This window comes from Dokdonella sp. (genome assembly GCF_044227025.1).
Classification (GTDB): domain Bacteria; phylum Pseudomonadota; class Gammaproteobacteria; order Xanthomonadales; family Rhodanobacteraceae; genus Dokdonella_A.
Genome location: NZ_JBGAFX010000006.1, coordinates 187,701 through 208,862, shown reverse-complemented (window position 1 = coordinate 208,862; position 21,162 = coordinate 187,701). Strand labels below are relative to the sequence as shown.

15 protein-coding genes are annotated in these 21,162 nt (G+C 69.5%); 9 read left to right on the top strand and 6 right to left on the bottom strand.

Translation table 11 applies throughout. The annotated features are described in order from the left end of the window. The first annotated feature begins 61 nt into the window (after positions 1-61). The 9 genes from ACILRJ_RS15155 (at position 62) to ACILRJ_RS15115 (ending at position 8,166) form a co-directional block, all read left to right on the top strand. Positions 62-1,762, top strand: coding sequence for a choice-of-anchor D domain-containing protein (locus ACILRJ_RS15155; RefSeq protein WP_395684037.1), 1,701 nt, complete (start codon positions 62-64; stop codon positions 1,760-1,762). Positions 1,763-1,801: 39 nt separating this feature from the next. After that, entirely contained in the window at positions 1,802-2,299 is a 498-nt protein-coding gene (locus ACILRJ_RS15150) for a hypothetical protein (RefSeq protein ID WP_395684036.1), read from the top strand. A 112-nt stretch (positions 2,300-2,411) separates the two neighbouring features. Next, positions 2,412-2,804, top strand: coding sequence for a hypothetical protein (locus tag ACILRJ_RS15145; RefSeq protein ID WP_395684035.1), 393 nt, complete (start codon positions 2,412-2,414; stop codon positions 2,802-2,804). Between the two features lie 89 nt (positions 2,805-2,893). After that, positions 2,894-3,838: a hypothetical protein gene (locus ACILRJ_RS15140; protein WP_395684034.1), complete on the top strand. Its 945-nt coding sequence runs from the start codon at positions 2,894-2,896 to the stop codon at positions 3,836-3,838. Positions 3,839-3,949: 111 nt separating this feature from the next. After that, positions 3,950-4,210, top strand: coding sequence for a hypothetical protein (locus tag ACILRJ_RS15135; RefSeq protein WP_395684033.1), 261 nt, complete (start codon positions 3,950-3,952; stop codon positions 4,208-4,210). 5 nt (positions 4,211-4,215) lie between these two features. Further along, positions 4,216-5,622, top strand: coding sequence for a delta-60 repeat domain-containing protein (locus tag ACILRJ_RS15130; protein ID WP_395684032.1), 1,407 nt, complete (start codon positions 4,216-4,218; stop codon positions 5,620-5,622). 239 nt (positions 5,623-5,861) lie between these two features. Beyond that, positions 5,862-6,341 carry a hypothetical protein gene (locus ACILRJ_RS15125; RefSeq protein ID WP_395684031.1) on the top strand — a complete coding sequence of 160 codons (480 nt, stop codon included), beginning with the start codon at positions 5,862-5,864 and terminating at the stop codon, positions 6,339-6,341. Continuing rightward, positions 6,338-7,669: a hypothetical protein gene (locus tag ACILRJ_RS15120; RefSeq protein WP_395684030.1), complete on the top strand. Its 1,332-nt coding sequence runs from the start codon at positions 6,338-6,340 to the stop codon at positions 7,667-7,669. Before ACILRJ_RS15125 ends, ACILRJ_RS15120 begins: the two co-directional genes overlap by 4 nt. A 95-nt stretch (positions 7,670-7,764) precedes the next feature. After that, the gene (locus ACILRJ_RS15115) at positions 7,765-8,166 is read left to right on the top strand and encodes a DUF805 domain-containing protein (RefSeq protein ID WP_395684029.1); all 402 of its coding nucleotides are present in this window, start codon (positions 7,765-7,767) and stop codon (positions 8,164-8,166) included. Between the two features lie 251 nt (positions 8,167-8,417). Here the strand turns inward: ACILRJ_RS15115 and ACILRJ_RS15110 are convergent, their stop codons facing one another. The 6 genes from ACILRJ_RS15110 to ACILRJ_RS15085 form a co-directional block, all read right to left on the bottom strand. After that, positions 8,418-11,330, bottom strand: coding sequence for a protein kinase domain-containing protein (locus ACILRJ_RS15110; protein WP_395684028.1), 2,913 nt, complete (start codon positions 11,328-11,330; stop codon positions 8,418-8,420). After that, on the bottom strand, positions 11,314-14,091 hold the full coding sequence (locus tag ACILRJ_RS15105) for a protein kinase domain-containing protein (RefSeq protein WP_395684027.1): 2,778 nt from the start codon (positions 14,089-14,091) through the stop codon (positions 11,314-11,316). Before ACILRJ_RS15105 ends, ACILRJ_RS15110 begins: the two co-directional genes overlap by 17 nt. Positions 14,092-14,252: 161 nt before the next feature. After that, a complete protein-coding gene (locus ACILRJ_RS15100; RefSeq protein ID WP_395684026.1) occupies positions 14,253-14,804 on the bottom strand; it encodes an ECF-type sigma factor in 552 nt (183 codons plus the stop codon). A gap of 82 nt (positions 14,805-14,886) precedes the next feature. After that, positions 14,887-15,945, bottom strand: a complete 1,059-nt coding sequence (locus ACILRJ_RS15095; protein ID WP_395684025.1) for a choice-of-anchor Q domain-containing protein — start codon at positions 15,943-15,945, stop codon at positions 14,887-14,889. A gap of 118 nt (positions 15,946-16,063) precedes the next feature. Next, entirely contained in the window at positions 16,064-17,830 is a 1,767-nt protein-coding gene (locus tag ACILRJ_RS15090; RefSeq protein ID WP_395684024.1) for a hypothetical protein, read from the bottom strand. Between the two features lie 68 nt (positions 17,831-17,898). Further along, complete coding sequence (locus tag ACILRJ_RS15085; protein ID WP_395684023.1) at positions 17,899-21,132, bottom strand: Ig-like domain-containing protein; 3,234 nt, start codon at positions 21,130-21,132, stop codon at positions 17,899-17,901. Between the last annotated feature and the right edge of the window lie 30 nt (positions 21,133-21,162).

Below are 21,162 nucleotides of genomic sequence, written 5' to 3'. Positions count from 1 at the left end.
ACTCACGCCACTGGCCCCCGATCGCCCGCGACTGCGTGGACAACGCGAGGAGGACCATGCCATGCCCGCCCGACACCCGTCCCACGCCGCCGCGTTCGCCGCACTTGCACTCGTCGTCACTTCTGCCGTGCATGCAGCGAACACGCCGATGCACAAGCGCTTCGAGTTCGCGCGCACCGACGTCGCCATCGCCGCGGCGGGTGGCATCGGTGCGCCGACGGAACAGGGTGGGGGCGCGGGGGCACTCGAGCTCGATGGTGTCCAAGGCGATGTCACGCTCGCGCTGCTCTACTGGAATGGCATCGACATCGAACTCCCCGCCATGGGCCTCACCGGCGGCGACGCCAACTACGATCAGCCGCAGATCCAGTTCGACGGTGTCCAGGTCACTGGCGACCCTGTCGCGGCTGGAGGAAGCAACGACTGCTGGCCGGACGCGAATTCAACCTTGCCGCCGAGCGCGGCGACCTGGCGCGCCGATGTCACCGACCGCGTGCGCCTGCGCGGTGATGGCACCTACACATTCTCGGGGCTCTCCGCAAAACCCGGCCACAGCGCGAACGGCCTCTCCCTGATCGTCTACTTCGACGACGGCAATCCTGCCAACGACCTGCGTGTCAGCCACTACGATGGCCTGCAGAGCAATCGTGAGCAGATGGCATTCGCGACCGCATTCGACTATGCGGGTGGCCCCGTCGAAGCGATCCTGCATGCGTCCGATGGCCAGAACACGCTCGCCGACTCGACACTGCTCTGGACGACGCTACCCGGTCCGACCAGCGGCAGCTCGACGACGCTGCGCTACGGCACGCTCTACGATGGCCTCACGCTCTGGCCCGGCAGCAGCGTGCCGCACATGGGCCATCAACGCGGTGCGCGGCCCGACACCTTGTGGGACGTCCGCCACATGCCGCTGACAGCGATGCTCGGACCACAGCGGCACTACACCACTTCGTTTGCGTACGCATCGGCGCAGGATTGCGTGTCCCTGCACGTCGTGCAGGTCGTGCGCCAGGCGGATCCGCTGCCGCCGACCCTGGCCCCAGCGCCGTACGACTTCGGCGACGTCGTCGCCGGCGCGACATCCCCGCCGAGACGCTTCACGTTCAGCAACTGGATGCCGGGTCCGGTGCAGATCGGTACGCCGTCGCTGACCGGCGGCGGCGTTTTCCACATCGTGGCCGACACCTGCTCGGCCCAGTCCGTCGCTCCGGGCGCGCAGTGCACCGTCGACGTCACGTTCGCGCCGACTTTTGTCGGCCCGGTGATCGCCTACGAGGGGACATTGACCGTGCCGTTCGAGGACGCGGTCGTGCATTCGCCCAACCCGGCGAAGCCCTATGCCCTGCTGCGCGGCTCGGTGGTGCCCACAGCGCCGTTCTCGCGCCTCGTGTTCGATCCCGACCGCTGCGCATTCGCCTCGATACCGATCGGCACCACATCGGCGCCGGTCCGATTCCGCGTGCGCAGCAATGGCACCCTGCCGCTCACGCTCGACACAATCACCGGCAGCGGCGCGACTTATCCCCTGCTCGCCACCACCTGCACAGCGGGCAGCGTGCTCGCGCCCGGGAGCGAGTGCGCCATCTCCGTCGCGTTCCGTCCGCCGTCGATAGCCACGAGCACGGGGTTCGTGCGCGCGGGCTTTCACGCGGAAGATACGGCGGACGCTTCGAGCTATCTGCCATTGCAGGGACGCGGCGTCGACGTTGCGGGCGCGGAGATCTTCACTGATGGCTTCGAGCCAGCACAGTGCTACTGAACAGGTCGCGTCAAGGCCGCCAACCAACGAGGAATTGCCATGATCCACTACGCCATCCCGTGCTTCGCGCTCGCAGTCCTGACGAGTCTCGTCGCGCCCACGTCGCAGGCAACGTCTTCCGGTGACAGAGCGCAGGGAACGCTGGTCGTGCAAGCGGAAGACAAGCCTCTGCACGTCGACCTCAAGCACGCCTATCTCGTCATCGGACCGGATGCGTTCGAGCCGAACAAGACCACCCGTCGCCTGGTCTTCGCCGCCGACGACCTGCGCGCCGCCATTGAAGCCTGCAAGGAAATCCGTTGCGCCACCATGATCTCCAACGACGGTCTGGTGCTCGACTTGGATGACGCGGGACCCCGCTACTGGGCGCACGTGCAGCCGATGCAGTACTCGGGCTCGCTCGACGCCCGCGGACTCGTCCTTCGCACCGACAGCCCCGACCGCCTTGCGGGAACGCTGATGGTCGACAACTCCGGCGTGACGACCACGATCGAGTTCGATGCTCCGCTGGTGAAATCGTTCGGTCCCGTCGAATGAGAAACCCGCGGCCATGCGCTGTCCCGCAGTCGCGGAATCATGCGCACCCCGACCCCTGCCGGCGACACCCACCGCCGTCGAACGCCCCGATCGGAACAGTGGAGGACATGCGATGAAGACGATGATGATGATGCTGGCGCTGGCTTTCTCCTTCGTCAGCGGTTGCAGCGGAGCAGGCGACACGGCCCAGCGCGTGTTCGCGGACATGTCTGCGAACATGAGGGAAATGTCGGCGATCCTGGCCAGCGTCACCGACGAAGCCAGCGCGAGGGCCGCGCTGCCGAAGATCGATGCAGTACGCGCGAAGATGCGCGACTGCGCCCGGCGGGCCAGGGGCGTGCCGAGGCCCGACGCCGCCACCGAGCAGGCGCTCAACGCCGCGATGCTGGCGGTCCAGCGCGACGTCATGCCGGCCATCGCCGCCGCCAAGCAGCGACTGGCGGCGCAACCGGAACTGATGGCGATCATCGCGCCGGCCCTGCAGGGGATGGAGAACGATCTCTGAAGCGGTCCGCATGGTCGTCGCGCACCGCGATCGCGGCGGCCTGAAATCGTCGGTGCGATGATGCTCCCGCGCGTTTTTCCGGAGTCAGCATGAATCAGCACCGCGATGCCGCCCTGCCGGCCGCTTCCCTGGCGGCCAAGCGCCAGTCGCTGGCGCAGTGGAAGCAGCTGATGAAGCGCTATCCGCTGATCTCGCCGTGGACGCTGGTTTCCCCGATCCTCACCGCGCTCGGCGCCAACGCCATGACCGCGCACCTGCTGATGAGCGGGCGCATGACGCCGTTCGAGTTGGTGGTGCTGGTGGCCCTGGAGGCCGTCCTGCTGACCGCCATTGCCTGGCTGCAGGGCCTGGGGATGCCGCCCGCGGCGATCGAGAGGAATCCAATGCCGGCGCGCGAACGGTTGGCGACGCTCGCCTTCGGCCTGTTCTGGCTGTGCGGTGTCTACACGATCGTGTTCTTCGCGATGGTGCCGGCGGGCGACGAAATCCTGCGCGCCGCACACGACCCGCTCGCGTTCCTCGGCCGTTCCACCCTGAAGTGGCCGCTGCTGATCACGGCCGCCGGCGCGCTGGTGGATTGGATGCAGGACGCGGCGCACTACCGCCGACACGGCGGCACCTTCCTGAGCACACCGGGCTTCCACGGCGCCGCTCGCTGGCTGACCTTGTTGCTCGGCGGCATCCCATTGTTCGTGCCACTGGTCGGGCTGGTGTTCGGGATCGCACTCGTCGGCAGAAATATCGTCGCCTTCTGGAAGAAGCGCTTCGGCACGCCGCGCGAGCGCGTGCAGGCGGTACTGATCGTGACGATTCCAGTGGTCGGCTGGCTCGTCCTCAACGGCATCGGCTGGCTCGATGCATGGCTCGAACCAAAGGTCCGCGGTGTGGGCTGGTGGGCGGTGTGCTACGCCACGGCGAAGTTCAACGCCGAATTGTTCGTGATCTGCCTGCCGCTGATCGCGAGCAAGGCTTATGCGGAAGAAGCCGCAGCGCTGGCGCATCCTTCACCAGCAGGCGCCCGGATCGAGAACTAGTGCTGCCCGCCCACGATGCGGATTGAAACCGACGCGGCGGCGCGCCTTGCGCGACCGGCGTCTCGCGCCTGCAGTCGGACAACTCTTTGCCAACGTCCTCGACTGGTCGACATGGCTACCGAACCGCATCACGCCCGCGGCATCGACCCCGCGGACGAACGGCGCTTCTTCGCACGGCTATGCACAGCCATCCTGGCGATGGCCGTGACCGGTTTCTCGTGGCGCGGGCCCGGTCCGCGCGAGGGCTGGTCGGCAGCGAAAGCGTACTGCCCGTACAGCGCCGCTGAGGCAGCGGCGTTCGGCGTCGCACAGGCGGTGGCCCGCGCACGCGCGTTCCTGCGTGGACAACCACAGACCCTGCCCCTGGATTGAATGCGATGACACTCTTGCGTTCCACGCGACGCGTGTTTGCCTGCGCGGTGCTGTTGCCGGCACTGTTGGCCGCGATGCCGCCCGCGCGGGCCGCCGACGGCGACCCCGACCCGACCTTCGACGGCGATGGCCGCGCCTGGTACGTCTGGCCGGACACCTTCGTGCAGGTCGAGACCACCGCGGTTGCGGTGCTGCGCGACGGCAGTGTCGTCACCGCCGGCTGGGCCGATCGCGGCAACGACAACCGCGACTTCGCGCTGGTGAAGTTCCGCAGCGACGGCAGCCTCGACACGGGCTTCGGCGATGCCGGCACTAGGGTGATCGCGTTCGATCTCGAAAGCGGCGGAGACGATCGCGCGCTTGGCGTGTTCGAGCTGGCCGATGGCAAGCTGCTGGTTGCCGGCTCGGCCGGCGTCGGCGTCTCGCCGTATGTGTGGCCCGCGACCGCGCGCCTGCGCGCCGACGGCCAGCTCGACACCAGCTACGGCACCGGCGGCAAGGCGTGGTTGAGCACTCGACCGTGGACGGGCTCGAACACGATGTTGAGCGCGGTGACGCGCGCCGCCGATGGCGACCTCGTCTTCGGCGGCCTTTGCTCAAGCTGCGGCCAGGGCGGCCTGCCCGATCTGCTCGCGGTCCGCGTGACTCCGACCGGGCAAGCCGACACCAGCTTCGGCGTCAACGGCTGGCGCAGTTTCGGGCGCGTCGGACCGGACCAGTCGTGGATGGTCGAACGTGTCGAAGCGGTCGCGGTCGACCGCCAGAACCGCGTGCTGCTCGCCGGCCATGAGGAAACCTACACCGACCCGGACGAACGCCAGCGCGCGCTGGTGCTGCGCCTGGATGCCAGCGGCGCGCCCGACGCCACGTTCGGCGACGCCGGCCTGTTCCTGCTCGATACGCTCGGCAGCTGGAGCGCGCGGGCGCTTGCGGTCGATCCCGCGAACGACTCGATCGTGCTCGCGCTCAATACCACCAACATGCCGGCGGTCGCACCCGCGACGATGATGATTCGCGTACGCAGCACTGGCGTGCTCGACACGACATTCGGCGACGGTGGCGCGAACGCGTTCTCGTGGGCGGAAGGAAATGCCGTGAACGCGCTCTCGATCGGCAACGACCGGCGCATCAACGCGACGGGTCGCGTCGACCCGACCGGCGCGGCCGAATCCTATTTCTTCGCCGCGCGCCTGCTGCCGGACGGCACGTTCGACGCCACATTCCACGGCAACGGCGTCCGCCAGCTCGGCATGCCGATCGGCACCAACACGCACGCCAGCGCGTTCGCACTCGCGCTGCCGGGCGGTCGCCAGGTGCTCGCCGGCAGCCTGTACGACACAGTCGGTCCGCGCTACGCGACCGGCGTCGCGCGATTGCAGTCGGACTGGATCTTCGCGGATGGGTTCGAGTAGGGCTGAGGGCTGAGGGCCGCGCACTGTAGCTGGACTTCGCGTAGCTGCGCTCCGCTGCGCACGAACGGATTCATGATCTCCGTTCCCCTGAGCGCAGGCGCGCAGCGCCGGAGTCGAAGGGCCATACTCTGAGCCGCCACTCGCGGATGGCCCTTCGCGCGGCGCAATCGCGTTGAAGAGATCGCATGCGCCCATCGCGCACGGCGCGCCGGCCGCATCGTCGGCCGAGGGGAACTGCGATGAATCCTGTTCGAGTAGTGCTCGCCACGCTGCTGGCCACCTGGGCCGCGCTCGCGCATGCGGGCGAAGCCAGGGGCACGCTCACGCTCGCCGGCACCACCGTCGAGCTGAAGGCCGCGACCGCGCTCACCATCCAGAGTGGCGGCGAACCGATCACGCTGGTCCTGCTCAGCGAGAAGCCGATAGACCTCAAGGCTGCGCTCGCGACGGACGATCCCTACCTGACCCTCATCAACGATCCGGTGCTGGATGGGGTGACCCACGCAGCGGTGTTCGTCAGCAGCAAGCGCACGTCGATCAACGCGCACAAGGCCGGCGACTCGACGCAATACCTCGCGTCGCGCAAGTTCGGCCTCGACGCGACGGTCTCGGGCGGCGACGGCACGCCCGTGAAGGGCCGCCTGCGTTCGACCGACAAGGAAATGTCGGTGCAGATCGACGCCGAATTCAGCACCGACATCGCGAAGCCGGGGGCATGATGCTGGGATGCGTTGCCGGATGCCTGTCGCTGCTGCTCGCCGGCGCTGCGTACGCGGCGGACGGCGAACTTGATGCCACCTTCTCGGGCGACGGCGTCGCGTGGGCGGCGTGGTCGCTGCCGATGACGGGTGCAGCGCGGATCGGGCCTGCTGCCGATGGCCGTATCGTGGTCGCGGCGACGGTTGCCGATGGCGCGAACCGCGACTTCGCCGCCGCGCGCTTCCTGCGCAGCGGCGCGCCTGACGCGGCGTTCGGATTCTTCGGCCTGCGCACGATCGACATCGACCTGATCGCGGACGGTCGCGACACGCTGCTCGGCGCATTCGTGCTCGCCGACGCGCGCACGATGCTGCTCGGCACGGCGCAGGCGCCGGGCGGTGCGCAGCTTGCGGCGCTGGTGCGCTTGACCGCCGCCGGCGACGCAGACCCCTCGTTCGGCAGCAACGGCCGACGCGTGATCGCCAGCGCGCCGTGGCCGCTGCCGGATATTTCGATCAGGGCCGTCGCGCGGCAGACGGATGGGCATTACCTGTTTGCCGGCACCTGCAGCAACTGCCCGGGCGCACGCGCGGCCGTGGTGCTGCGCGTGGACGCGAGCGGGGTCGCGGACGCCGCGTTCGGCAACGGCGGCTGGGCCAGTCTCGCGTTGCCGCCGGTGACCCACGTCGAGCACGTCGCGGTCGATGCACAGGGCCGCATCGTGCTCGCCGGCTACGAAGGCGATCTCGCCAACGACGATCACAACCCGCTGCTTGCACGCTTCCTGCCGGGCGGATCGCCGGACACCGCGTTCGGTGCCGGCACCGGCTACGTGCGCCTGACCGGCATCGCCGGCGCGCCGGTCGGCGGCTGGATCGGCCATGCCGCGGTGGCCGATCGCGACGGCTCGCTGCTGCTCGCGCTCGCCACCGACGAAGACCGCGATTCGCTGCGCGCCGGCATCGTGCGCGTGCACGCGAACGGCAGCCGCGACACGAGCTTCGGCAGCGGCGGCGTGTTGCTGGTCGATCTCGAGAACGGTACCCAGCTCGATGCGCTCGCCCTGCAGAGCGACCGCCGCATTGTCGCCGCGGGAGTGATCTCGCACAGCGGCAGCGGCGATGACGTGTTCGTGCTGCGCGCGCATGCCAACGGCACGCTCGATGCGTCGTTCGACGGCAACGGCGTCGTGCGCCATTCGCTCGATGCGCAGACCGACCGTGGCTACGCCCTCGCGCTGGTCGATGGCCGACCCTTGATTGCCGGCCTCGCAAATCGCGGCGACAGCTGGGATGGATTCGCGCTGCGCCTGACCGCGGACCTGATCTTTTCCGATGGCCTGGATTGAATCGCAGCCGTTGGCCCCGCGCGCTCCGATTGCGCGTGAATGAAGCTGACGCGGCACTGTCGCCACGTCCTCAACGCTCCCACGAGGATGAAACCGTGAATTGGAAAACCCTGCTGTTCTCGTTCGAAGGCCGCGTCGGTCGCGGTGCGTACTGGGGCCTGGTGGTCGCCTCGCTGCTGCTGTTCGGCGCGCTCGGCGGCGCGAGCGTCATGAGCATGCTCAACGCAAGCGACCCCGCCGCCGCGGGCGGCGGCACGAGCGTGGCGATGATGGTCGCAGGCCTGCTGTTCCTGTGGCCGGCCCTCGCAATCCAGGCCAAGCGCTGGCACGACGTCGACAAGTCCGCGTGGTGGATCCTGATCAATCTGGTCCCCGCCGTCGGCGGACTGATCGCGCTGGTGTTCAACGGCTTCATCGCCGGCACGCCCGGCGCGAACCGCTTCGGCCCCGCCCCCGCCGCTCAAGCGCGCCCCGGCCAGGCAACTGCCGGCGCCTGACCGTCGCGAGGCATGCAATCGGCGCGCATCGCCAGATGGCGGTGCGCGCCGTGCATCGTTCCTGCAGCAAGCGGCCGCCGCGCGGGTTCCTTCGCGGACTCCGGCGTTCGACTTCTCGGAACTTCGTTCCGCTGCGCTCAACGCGAATGGTTTGGGTCCGCTGCGCTCACCGCGAACGGATTTGGTCAGCCGCGCTCAACTCGAGTGGTCCGATTTCGAGACGGCTCCAACGCTGCGCAGCGGCAGCGATGTCAGCCGGCGCGGCGGCCGAGGGTGCTCTCCAGCGCACGCGCCTCGCGCAGGCGCTTGGCGTGCTCGGGTGACTGCAAGCGGCGGATCGCCTGCGCGATGTCGCTGCGTGCGCCGGTCAGATCGCCCTCGTCGCGGCGGACGCGGCTGCGCACGAGGTAGACGTGACCGAGCATCGGCTGCGTCGTTTCGTCACCGCCGCGTTCCAGTGACGCGCGCGCCTGTTCGACCAGCGCCGCGGCTTCGCGGCGCAATCCGGGATCGTTGGTCGCGACCAGGCTCGCGGCGAGTTCGGCACGCGCCTGCGCGACCTCGGCGTGGTCGGGGCCGTACGCCTTCTCGATCAGCACCGCTGCGCGGCGCCGCGCGGTGATCGCCTCGGGCAGGCGCTGCTGTTCGTGGCGCAACGTACCGATGATGCTGTTGAGGTAGGCGGCTTCGTACGAATCGTCCTTCGACAGCTTCGCCATCGCCGCGATCGCCTGCGTCGCGAGCGCGTCGGCTTCGTCCAGGCGCCCGAGTTCGCCGAGCGCGCTGACGACTTCGAGCGCGGTCAGCCACGTGTAGACGCTGTCGCCGGTGACCGCGCGGAACGCCTCGAACGATGCGCGGTAGCGTTGTGCCGCGAGGTCGAGGCGGCCTTGCGCACGCGCGAGGTTGCCGTGGAATTGCAGCGCCTGCGCATACTGTCCGCTCGGCGTCCTGGCGAGGATGCCGATCGCTTCCGCCAGCGACGCGTCGGCCGCTTCGAGGCGGCCGCTGCGGCGTTGCAGGTCGCCGAGGCGGATCAGGGTGCCGCCGAGGATTGCGTGGTCGCCCGGCAGTTGCGCGCGTTCGATGCGTAGCGCGGTCTCGTACTCGGGCAGCGCCTCGTCGTACTTGCGCTGCACGCGCAGCGAGTCGCCGATCGACGTGTGCAGGACCGCGGCGCGCGCGTTGTCCGCGCCGCCGGCGGCTTCGACGATGCCGACCGCCTCGCGCAGGACGGCCAGCGCCTCGGCGAAGTGCGCGCTCTCGTGCAACACCTTGCCGAGCGTTTCGAGGTACGCGACCAGCTCGATGCTGCGCGACCCGTGCAAGGTGCGCACGATGTCGACCGCATCGCGCGCGAGGCGCTCGGCTTCGTCGGCCCGCCCCTCGATCAGGGCGATCTTCGCCGCGGTCGATTCGGCCTGGGCCATGCGCGCGCTGCGCGCCGCGCCGAGTGCGCGCAGCTGGTCCATCGCGGCCGTGACCAGCGGCGCGGCGGCCTTGACGTCGCCGGACGCATACACGCCGTCGGCATGCGCGACCAGCGCCTCGGTCGCCGCGAGGCTGGCGGCGCCGCTCAGTCGCTTCTGCATCTCCCATGCGCGCGCGAGGGTGAGGGCGCCCGCCTTGTTGTCGTCGAGGTTGATCTGGATTTCGCCGAGGTCGCGCAGCAGTTCGGCTTGCAGGTCCGGCTCCGCGGCGAGCGTCGCATCGATCTGCGCGACGCCGTCGCCGATCAGCTGCGCGGCCGAGCGCGCCTTCGCCTTCGCACGACTGATCGGATCCTGTTCGCGGAACAAAGCGAGCATGTAGTTCTTCACGCGTTCCGTGCGCGCCAGCTGGCGTTCGGCATTGGCGCGTTCGGCGTCCGCGCGTGCCGCCTGCGCGCGTGCATGCTGCGCCTGCCACAGCGCGACGCCGAGGCCGGCGACGAGGGAGGCTGCCACGAGGATCGACGCGGCGACGCCAACCCGATGGCGAAGCACGAACTTGCGCGCGCGATAGACGCCGGAGTCGGCGCGCGCCGCGATCGGCCGACCCTGCATCCATCGGCGCAGGTCGTCCGCAAAGGCGGCGGCCGTCGCATACCGGCGCGCGGGCTCGCGCTGCAGCGCGGTGGCAAGGATGACGTCCGCGTCGCCGCCGAGTCGACGCGCGAGCGCGGCCGGCGTGACGCCTGCGCCGTACAGCGCCTCGATCTCCTGCTCCGACGCGCGCGCCGCGATCGCGCTTGGCCGCTCGCTGATCTCGCGCGTCGCGTCCTGCGCCAACGACGCGGCGTTTGTCGAACGGCGCGCCTGCGGCAGCCGGCCGGTGAGCAGCTCGCACAGGATCAGGCCGAGCGCGTACACGTCGGCCGGCGTGCCGACCGGTTCGCCAAGGATCTGCTCGGGCGCGGCATACGCCGGCGACAGCACGCGAGCGCCGGTGCCGGTCATGGTCTGCTCGCCGCTCTCCTCGATCAGCTTGGCAATGCCGAAGTCGAGCACACGCGGTTCGCCACGTGCATCGACCAGCACGTTCGAAGGTTTCAGGTCGCGATGCACCACCAGCTGCGCATGCGCATGCGCGACCGCATCCGCGACCTTCGCAAGCAGCTCGACCCGCGCTTCGACGCCGAGCCGCTGCCGCGCGGCATGCCGGGTGAGCGATTCGCCTTCGACGTGGTCCATCACGTAGTACGGGCGGCCGTCGGTGCTCATGCCGCCATCGATGAGGCGCACGATGTTCGGATGCGACAGGCGCGCTAGGATGCGCCTCTCGCGCAGGAAGCGCCGCACGATCGCCACGCTGTCCATGCCGCGCTTGATCAGCTTGACGGCGACGCGCTGTTCGTAGCTGTCATCGCTGCGCTCGGCAAGGAAGACCACGCCCATGCCGCCTTCGCCGATCACCCGCAGCAGGCGATACGGCCCGGCGCGTCCATCGGCGGGCGCGGCCGCATCGGCGCCGGCCGGGAGGCGTGGCAGTGCGGCGGCGACACCCGCATCGAGCACGCCGTCCGTGTCGGCGTCGGCTTCGAGCAGGCCGCGCAGTTCCACCGCCGCCGCAGGATCCTCCGCGGCGATCGCGGCGAGGCGTGCCTCGCGCATCGCCGGCGGTCGTTCGACCAGTTCGTCGAACCACGCGGAGATGCGCGTCCAGCGATCAGCGGCCCCGGGCATGCGCTTCGCCTCCTGGGCTGTCGATCCGCGCCAGCAGATCTTGCTGCGCGCGTTCCATCTCGGCCAATTCGGGTGCGTGGTCTTTCTTCGCCAGTGGCAACGCATGTTCGAACAAGGCGGCGGCCTCGGCAAACCCGGCCGGATCACCGACGGCGACGAGATCGAATCCGACCTGATACGCCGCCTGATAGGCGTCGCGCGAATCGGCACCATACAGCTTCACCGCCAGTGCGCTCCAGCGCCGATGCGCCTTTAGCGCGGTCGGCAATTCGCCTTGCGCGCGCGCGACCTCGCCCAGTGCGCGCAATGGACGCATGATTTCCGGTGCGTCCGCGTTGCCGGTGACCTGATCGATGCCGGCGATGGCGGCGTCGATGGCGGCTCGCCCGCGCAGCGGATCGCCGGTCTGGAACAGCATGAAACCGTAGTCGGCGCGGGCGCGCCAGCGCTGGATGTCGTTCGGCAGGTCGGCTTCGCGGTACATGCGCTCGGCCTCGGCGAACTCGCTGGCAGCGGCCGCGTACCGGCCCTGGCCTTCGAGTGCGCGGCCGAGGTAGCGGTGGCGATGCGCCGTCTCGTTCACGCCTTCGCCGGAGTCGAGCGCGATCTTCAAGTCCGCCTCCGCTTCGACGAAGCGTCGACGCCCGAGCAACAGGATGCCGCGCGAAAACAGCACGCGCGCATACGGCATCGAGTCCTTGCCATACAGTTTCGCGTAGCAGTCCAGCGTCTTGTCGAACAGCGGTTCCGCTTCGTCGGCACGACCGAGGCGGTCGAGCAGGCCGGCATAGTTGCGCTCGGCCTCACATGCGCGCGGCTCGACCGCGCCGCGCTCCCTCACCAGCGCCGGGATCGCGACGCGGTACTCGTGCTCGGCGGCCGGGTAGTCGCGCGCCTCTTCGAGGAACAGCGCCAGCGCGACGCGATGGTCGGCGACCGCGGCGTTGTCGCTGCCGAGGCGCTGTCGCACGCGTTCGACCAGGCCGCGCTGCAGCGTCACCGCCGCGGCAGCGGACTGGGTGACGGAGACGACGTAGGCGAGTTTCGATTGCACCGCTTCGATCTGCGCAGGATCGGTGCCGGGGTCGCCCTGCATGATCGCCAGCGCGGCGCGGAAGTCGTGCTCGGCCTCCGGGTTGCGGTCGGAATCGTTGTAGAGGCCGCCGCGCACCGCGTACGCATGGGCCATGCGCGGATCGTCGGCCGCAACGTGTTCGCCGAGCAAAGCGAATCCCTGGTCGATGCTCGCGCTCGCATCCTGCCGCGCCCCGAGGTTGCCCTGGATTTCCGCGATCGTGACGAGCAGTTCGCCGCGCGTCTGCGGATCCTCGGCCAGCGAGGTATCGAGGGCGACGCGGCCGCGACGCAGGACTTCGGCCGCGCTCAGTCCCGCGCCCTTCGCGACGGCTGGATCATTCTGCTGGAAGATCGCGACAAGAAACCCTTTCACGCGCTCGGCGCGGGTCGCCTGCTGTTGCGCAAGCTGCGCCTGCTGGCGCGCATGTTCCGCCTGCCAAAGGGCAACGCCGAGACCGGCGAGCAGCGACAGCACGACCAATGCCGCGGCGGCGACGCCGAGCCGGTGGCGCTGCACGAATTTCGCCAGCCGATACGCACTCGAATCGGCGCGCGCGGTGATCGGCCGGCCATCCAGCCAACGGCGCAGGTCGTCGGCGAACGCCGCGGCGGTCGGATAGCGGCGCGCCGGATCGCGCTGCAGCGCCTTGGCCGCGATCACGTCGATGTCCCCGGCGAGCGAGCGCACGATGTCGCGAGCTTCGACGTCCGCACCGTACAGTTCGATCATCTGCCCGCTCGTGCGCCGCATGGCGAGCGTGCTCGGCCGTTCGCTGTCCGTTCCCTCGACTTCGCGCGCAAGCTGCGCCGGCGAGGTCGCGAGGCGCCTCTGCGGCAGCTCGCCCGCCAGCAGCTCGCACAGCATCAGGCCGAGCGCGTAGACGTCGCTGGCGGTGCCGACCGGCTCGCCGAGGATCTGCTCCGGCGCGGCGTATGCGGGCGAAAGCACGCGCAAGCCGGTGCGCGTCAAGGTCTGTTCGCCGCTATCCTCGAGCAGCTTGGCGATGCCGAAATCCAGCACGCGCGCCTCGCCGGCAGCGTCGACGAGCACATTCGACGGCTTGAGGTCGCGATGCACCACCAGTTGCGCGTGCGCATAGGCGACCGCCTCCGCGACCTGCGCCAGCAAAGCGATGCGCGCACGCACGTCCAGATGGCGCGTATTCGCATGGCGCGTGATCGTGTCGCCATCGACGTGGTCCATCACGTAGAACGGTCGCCCGTCGCTGCTCATGCCGCCGTCGACGAGGCGCACGATGTGCGGATGATGCAGGCGCGCGAGAATGCGTCGCTCCTGCAGGAACCGGCGCAGGATCGCCTGCGTATCCATGCCGCGCTTGAGCACCTTGACCGCGACCTGCTGCTCGTACGCGCCGTCGGTGCGCTCGGCCAGCCACACCATGCCCATGCCGCCCTCGCCGAGCGGGCGCAGCAGCCGGTACGGACCGGCGCGGCGATCCGACGGCGCGCCTTCGTCGAGCAGGGTCGGCACGGCGGACGGCGCATCCGCGTCGAGCAGGGCGTTGCCGTCCTCGTCGGCAGCGAGCAGCGCACGTACCTCGGCCGCGAGCGCGCCATCCGATCGCGCGACGACGTCAAGACGACGCACGCGCTCCTGCGCCGGCAGTTCGACCAGTTCGTCGAACAGCGCGGCGATCTCGTTCCAGCGGGCGGCATCGGCCATCGTTTCCTCCGTAGCGCGGTACGCGGGTCGCGCGGGCCGCCGGGATGCCGCGGCATGCGACTCGATCCGCCTTGCCTGTGGCTCTCGGGTGCCGAGGGGGCTCGCGCCACACGCTTGACCCGCCCCGCATGCCCGCTCCTCCCTACCCTGCCCGCTCGACCCTACGCACCGGCGATCTCGCGCTGCAGGAACGCACGCGCGCGGCGCCAGTCGCGCTTGAGCGAGCGCTCGGACCGATCCTGCACGCTGGCGATCTCGGCCAGTTCGAGGCCGGCGTAGAAACGCATCTCCACCAGCGCCGCGAGCGGCGCGTCGAGTTCCGCGAGGCGGTGCAGCGCCTCGTCGAGCGCCAGCACTTCCTCGCCGCGATCCTCGGCCGCAGCCTGCAGCGCGGTCGTGTCAAGCGAGCCGACGGCCTGGTTGCCGCCACGACGCAGCGCCGCGCGTGCGCGCACGTGGTCGATCACGATCTGGCGCATCACGCGCGCGGCGACCGCGAAATAATGCCCACGGTCGTTGACCTCGATCGCACCGTGCTGGGCCAGCTTGAGGTAGGCCTCGTGCACGAGCGAGGTCGTGCGCATCGCCTGCTCGCCGCGCAGCTGTCCCGCGGCAAGCCGGCGCAACTCGTCATAGAGCAGGGCGAACACGCGCTCGGAGGCTTCGCGGTCACCGCCGCGCGCCCTTCCGATCAGTTCGGTGATTTCGGCCATGCGCCCCCCAGTGGGGCGCTACGTTGCCACGCGGGGGGCGCCGCGGCAATGCGGCACCGGCACGGCCGTTCGGGGGTAGCCCTCACGCACCGTCGAAACCGTTCGCGAAAATCAGGTCCGGCTGCACCTGCATCTCATACGCACCGATGTCGACGATCCCGAACTGCACGCGCGGATTGCCGTCGAGGTCGACGGTGCCGACGCCGCCCGCGGGCAGGTTGTGGCCGGCGTTGTACAGCGGCGACGTCGCCTGCAGGTGGTGGTTGTTCGGGTTGACGAACTGCGGGTCCTGGTTGCGGTTGCCGGCGCTGCCGCTGGCCGGGGACACATTGAGCACGTCGACGTCGTTGTTGAGCATCAACGGGTGCAGCGTGATGTTCTGGTCGAATTCGGCGCCGCCATTGCCCCACAGGATGTTGTTGGACAACGTCATGTTCGCGATCGGGCTGAGGAACACCGCGCCAGCGGAGGAAGGGGTGGTATCGAACGTGTTGTCCGCGATCGTGTTGTCGTTGAGGTAGACGTCGAATGCGGAACCGGCGCTCAGATCGAAGCCCGCCACGTACTCCGCACCCAAGGCCGAATTGTTCGCAACCACGTTGCCGATGAAATACATCGGCCCGGTGTCCGTCGACAGGTAGACGATCGCCTGGCCCGACCCTGGCGTGTCGGACGTGTTGAGCCGGAACCGGCAGTTCTCCACGCGCAGCTCGGCGGGCGCGTGGGCATTCAGCGCGGCCGCGCCGCCAGTGGCCCCCACGCCATGCAGGAATGTCAGATTGCGCACGGTGATCGTTGCCTGCGGATCGCCGGCCACGCCCACGTACATCACGTGGTACATCGACTGCCCGTCGAGCGTGGTCAGGCTCGCATCCGGCGTCTGCGTCGTGCAACCGGCATTCCAGCCGCCTTCGATATCGAGCGAACCGCTGCCGGCAATGCGGTTGTAGAAGAACCCGCCGGAGCTCGTCGCGAGGTACGTGCCGGAGCGGATCGAGATCGTGTTGCTCTCGCCGTTGTTGCCGGCGGTCGTGAATGCGGTCTGCAGCGCAGCGGCGGTGCCGACGCAGAACGTGGCGGCGTGCGCGATCGGCACGGATGCGATCGTGAACACGAGGGCGAGCAGGATCTTGTGGCGCATGGCAGTACCCCGATTTGGCGTCCAATGTGAGGGAACGCCAAAGCGCAGGGAATCCGGCTGCCCAATGTGACATCGCCGGCTGAGCGGACGCATTCCCGCCGCGCGGGCGGCGTCCGGGTCAATTTCCGACCGGCTCGAAGCCGTCGGCGAAGATGAGGTCCGGTGCGAATTCATAGGCGCCCAGGTCCTGCGGGCCGAAGCGGTCCTGAAGGTTGGTGAAGTCGAACACGCGGGGCCCGCCGTCGCGCGTCGCCGTTTGCGCGGTCGCCGGCGCGAAATCGACCGCGATCGAGCCGAGCGACAAGCGGTAGTCGCCGGCGGCCGCGTCGCGGAACAGCGGATCGGCGACGACGCGCTCCGCCGCCGGCGGCAAACTGCCGAAGTCGTTGGCGACCAGATACTGGAAGCAGCCCGACCGCAGCGCCGAGGTCGGTTCGATCAGTGCGTTTTCGGGCTGCCAGACGATGTCGAGCTGCGCGTACGTCCCGCGCACGTCGTCCTCGGGATCGCAGCCGCCGGCACCGGCGATGACGCCGCGCCCGGGGCCAATCGCGTTGTAGGTGATCGTCGTCGCGGTCAGGACCAGGGAATTCGCCGCGCCCGGCGCATCAAGCAGCGCGCCACCGACATTGTTGTCGACGATCAGGGCGCCGTTGAACGCGACCTGGCCGTAGTCGCCTCCATGTCGCACCAGCGATTCGCCGAAGCTGTCGTCGATGCGCGTGCCCCTGAACATCGCGTGCGCGGCATGCGCGACGGGGCTGGCGACGACGATCGCCGCACCCGGCTTGCGGAAGCCGCCATCGATCGCCCGGTTGCCGCGCATGCGGTTGCAGCTTTCCGGATCGGCGCATCGGACCGCCGCCGCGGGCGCGCCGTCGGTCGATCCCTGCATCGTGAAGCGCGTGTCCCCGCTCGCGTCGGTGGCCGCTTCAACCAGCACGGCGCCTCCCGCGACCGACGCGGTATTGTCCTCGAGGTTCGTTTCGGACAGGCGCAGGTGCGCGTCGCGTGCCAGCGCGATGGCACCGCCTCGCGCCGCGCTGTTGCCCAGGATACGCGCCGGCATCGATGCGTCGATCGTATAGATGTCGGCGTCGCCGCGGGCACCGTACAGGTACAGGCCGCCGCCGTCGCCGCCAGCGCTGTTCGCCCACAGCACGGCGCCGCCGATGCCGCGCGACCCGATTTCCAGACGGCAGTCCAGCGCGTAGATGCCACCACCGTAGTCCGTCGCGGTATTCAGCGAGACGTGCGTGCTGTCGAACAGGTGCACCGTCGCACCGATGCACTGCACGCCGCCGCCGGCCACCGCCGAATTGCTGGTGACGGCGGAATCGCCGAACAGCAGCAACTGCATGCTGGCGGGGTCAGCGTTCGCATCGCTGTTGAGTACGGCAATGCCGCCGCCCGCATAGGCCTGATTGCCCCGCACCAGGGTATTGGACAGCGCCAGCACCGCGCCATCGCCGCCTGTTGCGTAGATGCCGCCACCGCGACCCGCGGTGCCGCCACCCTGGATGTCGAGCCGTTGCAGTGCGACCGTGCGCGTCGCGTTGATGCGCAGCACGGGAGAGTTGCCGTCGCCGTCGATCACCGTGCGCGCACCCGCCAGCGGTACGGCGTCGCTGCAACTGGCGTAGCCGCCGGCCAACACGAGCACGCCCTGCACCTGGTCGACGAGCAACGCCTGCTGCGAATAGGCGAGCGTCGCGCTGAGGCGGATCTCGTCGTCGGCAGTGGTCACGGCCGCGGCGCCGATCGCGGTCTGGATCGACGCATGCGTGCAGCCGGGGCCGCTGCCGACGCGATAGACCGCGGCGGCCGCCGGTGTCGAGAACGAGATGACTGCGAGGGAAGCGATGAGGGCAGGCAGGCGATGCATGGTCGACTCTCTCGGTGGGAAACGGCACGTCCCTGTGCCCGGGGGAACTTAAGGATTTCGCGGCGCCGTCACGTGCCATCGAAGCCGTTGCGCAGCAGCACCAGCGTGTCGCTGTCGCTTTGCATCGCTTCGTCGCCGTTCGCGCGGACTTCGAAGCGGACCCTTGGCTCGGCGGTCGTGGCGAGCACGGGTACGATCACGGTGTAGGTAACGCTGCGACCGATCGGAAGCGCTGCGTTGTCCGCAAGGCCGCCGACACCGCTTGCACCGCAAGCCGCGCCGCCGCTGCCCGCAACGCAGGTCCAGGTCAGTGCGGAGGTGTCGAGGCCCGGGCTCGCGAGCGCGGTGACCGCGACGGCGCTCGCATCCGCGTTGCCGGCGTTGGTCAGCGTCACGCTGTACACCAGTGTCTGGCCGTAACGCGCGTAGACGATGCCATCATTGACGGCGACCGACAGGATCGCGTGCGGCGCGCTCGAACAGGCGACGGCAACGCTCGCCACGTCGCCGGCCGGCATCGTGCCACTGCCGTTGCTGACGGTGCAGAACAGGCCGCCCGGATGCGTGGCGACGTTGACCGTGTAGCTCGCGCCGACCGCGACCGCCGTGCTGAACGCGAACGTGCTCGCACCGATCGGCGCACCGATGACCTGCACCTCGTCGCCACCGACGGACAGTCGCAGCACGAGCGGTTCGGCAGTGAGGCCGGTGATGGTGCCGCCGACGAACTGCGGCGTGACCTGCAGCGTCTGCGTGCCGACGCTCGCGCTGAATTGCGCGTCGCCGGAGTAGCTGGCCGACAGCGTCAGTACGCCGGTCACGTTGAGAGGCGTCAGCGTGCAGCTCGCCGCCGGCAGCGTGATCGTGCAACCGCCGGAGCCGGAGCCGAAACCGACCAGCACCTCGATCGTGCCGGTCGGCGTGCCGCTGCCGGGCGAGGCTGCGGACACGGTCGCGATGATCGTCGCAGCCTGGCCGAGGCGGATCGGTGTAGTCGGCAAGATCGTCGTGATCGTCGCAGCGCGGTTGACGGTCTGCGCGAGGGCCGGCGAGGTCGCCGGCGTGTTCTGCGCGTCGCCGGCATACTGCGCAGTGATCGAGTGCGCGCCGACGCCAAGCGCGGTCGTCGTGAAATTCGCCGAGACGCCGCTGAGTGGTGCGGACCCGAGCACCGTGGCGCCATCGCGGAACGTGACGCTGCCGGTCGGTGCCGCGGCGGCCAGCGTCGCGGTAAAGGTCACGCTCTGGCCGTACACGCTCGGCTCCGCCGAACTGGCGAGCGTGATCGTCGTCCCGTGGATGAAGGAAGCGACCACCGAGCAAGCCGCCGTGATCGGACCGGTCGTGTAGTTGGCGCCGTCGAGCGTGCCCACGGGGCAGTCGCCGCCGAACGGCAGGATTGCGTGGTATCCGCCGAAGGCGAACACGCCAAGGTGCGCCACTTGCCCGTACACAACCGCTTGCGAAGATGGCGTGATCGTGCCGCCTGTGCCGGTGACCGATGCGGTCACCGTTGGCGAGTAGACGCGCTCGAACGCACCAAGGTCCTGCGGGCCGAACAGGTTCGTGACAGCGGGCAGGTCGATCACACGCGCGCCATTGTCGAGCGTCGCATCGCCTGCATGCGCCGGCGCGAAGTCGAGTGCCGGCGAGCTCGCGGAGAGCCGATAGTTGCCGCCGGCGACGTTCTCGAACAAGGGATCTGCAACGAGGCGATCGGCGCCGGCACCCAGCATGCCGAAATCGTTCGCGACGAGGTCGTCGAAACAGTTCGCCTGCGGCGGCTCGAACAGCGAGAACAGCAGGCCATGTCCCGGCTGCCAGATGATGCTGCGGCGCAGGTGGATGCCGACCTCGTCGTCGGCGACGTCGCAGGTGGTCGGCGTGCCGAATACGAGGGTGCCCGCCGCGATAGTGTTGTTCGCGATCGTGGTCGACTGCACGACGACCGCTGTGTCGGGACCGAGGCCGACGATGGCGGCGAAACCGCCGTCGACGTGGTTGTCGGTGACGAGCACGCCGTCGAGCGTGACGCGGCTGCGCGACGTGCCCTGCTGCAGCAGGCTGAAGCCGTCGTTCTGCTCGATGCGCACGCCGCGGAGCGTCGCATGGGCGGTGCCGCCGTCAGCGGTGTCGATCAGCAAGGCGGCGCCGATGCCGGAATGGCCACCGACATCCACCACGCGATTGCCGCGGATCATGCTGCAAAATTCCGGACTCGGGCACGCAACGGCATTTTCCGGCGCGCCTTCGAGCGTGCTCTGTGCGAGGAAGCGCGTGTCGATACCAGCGCTGGTACCGGGCGCGATCCAGACGGCACCGCCGGAAGCGTCCGCGCTGTTGTCGAGCAATCCGCCGCCACCGAACATGCGCACCTGCGCGCCGCCGGCGATCGCAATGCCGCCGCCGTCGACCGCACGATTCTCGCGCACGAAGGTGAGCATGCCGCTCGACACGGCATAGAAGTCGGCGCTGCCCTGCGCGCCGGTGAGATACAGGCCGCCACCGCGGCCACCCGCTGCGATCGAGTTGCGGTACAGCAGGCGCACATCGCTCGATGTCAGGTCGAGGCGGCAGTCGTCGGCATACACGCCGCCACCATCGTGGCTGCCCGCGAAGCCCGCATCGCCGGCCTGGTTCTCGTGCACGCTCGAAGCATCCTGCACGGCGACCGTCGCAAAGTCGCAATGGATTCCGCCGCCACGGGCCCGTCCGATGTTGTACGCAACCTCGCTGGTGCCGGACAGTCGCAGCTGCAGGCGATCCTGCGGCGTGGCCGGGTTGTAGTTCGCGACCAGGATGCCGCCGCCATTGACGCTGGCGTTGCGCACGACGATCGTGTCGACCAGCTCGACCATGCTCGCGGCACTGCCCGCCGCATTGGTTTCGACCACGAGGCCGCCGCCACTGGTGGCGTCGCGGATTTCAAGGTTGCGCAGCGTCGCATCCGCCGTGTCGCTGATGCGCAGCGCCGGGTCGGCGCCGCTGCTGCGCCCGCCAACGATGGTGCGTGCACCAACGGTCGGAGTCGGACTGGTGCAGGTCGCGTAGCCGCCATTCAAGGCGACCGCGCCATGAGCGGCCGCGATGTGCATGTTCAGCGCCTGGGCGGTATACGGGCCGCCCGCGACGCGGATCTCGTCGGCGCCGGTGCTGCCGGCGGCATCGGCGGCGTCGATCGCGGCCTGGATGGTCGCGTGGGTGCAGCCGGCACCGCTGCCGACGGTGTAGATCGCGGCCGGGACGGGAGCGGCCGCGAACGCGGCGACCACGGCAAGGAGGCAGGCGGGCAGGCGGTGCATGGCGCGCTCTTCGATGAGGGTGTCCCGGAC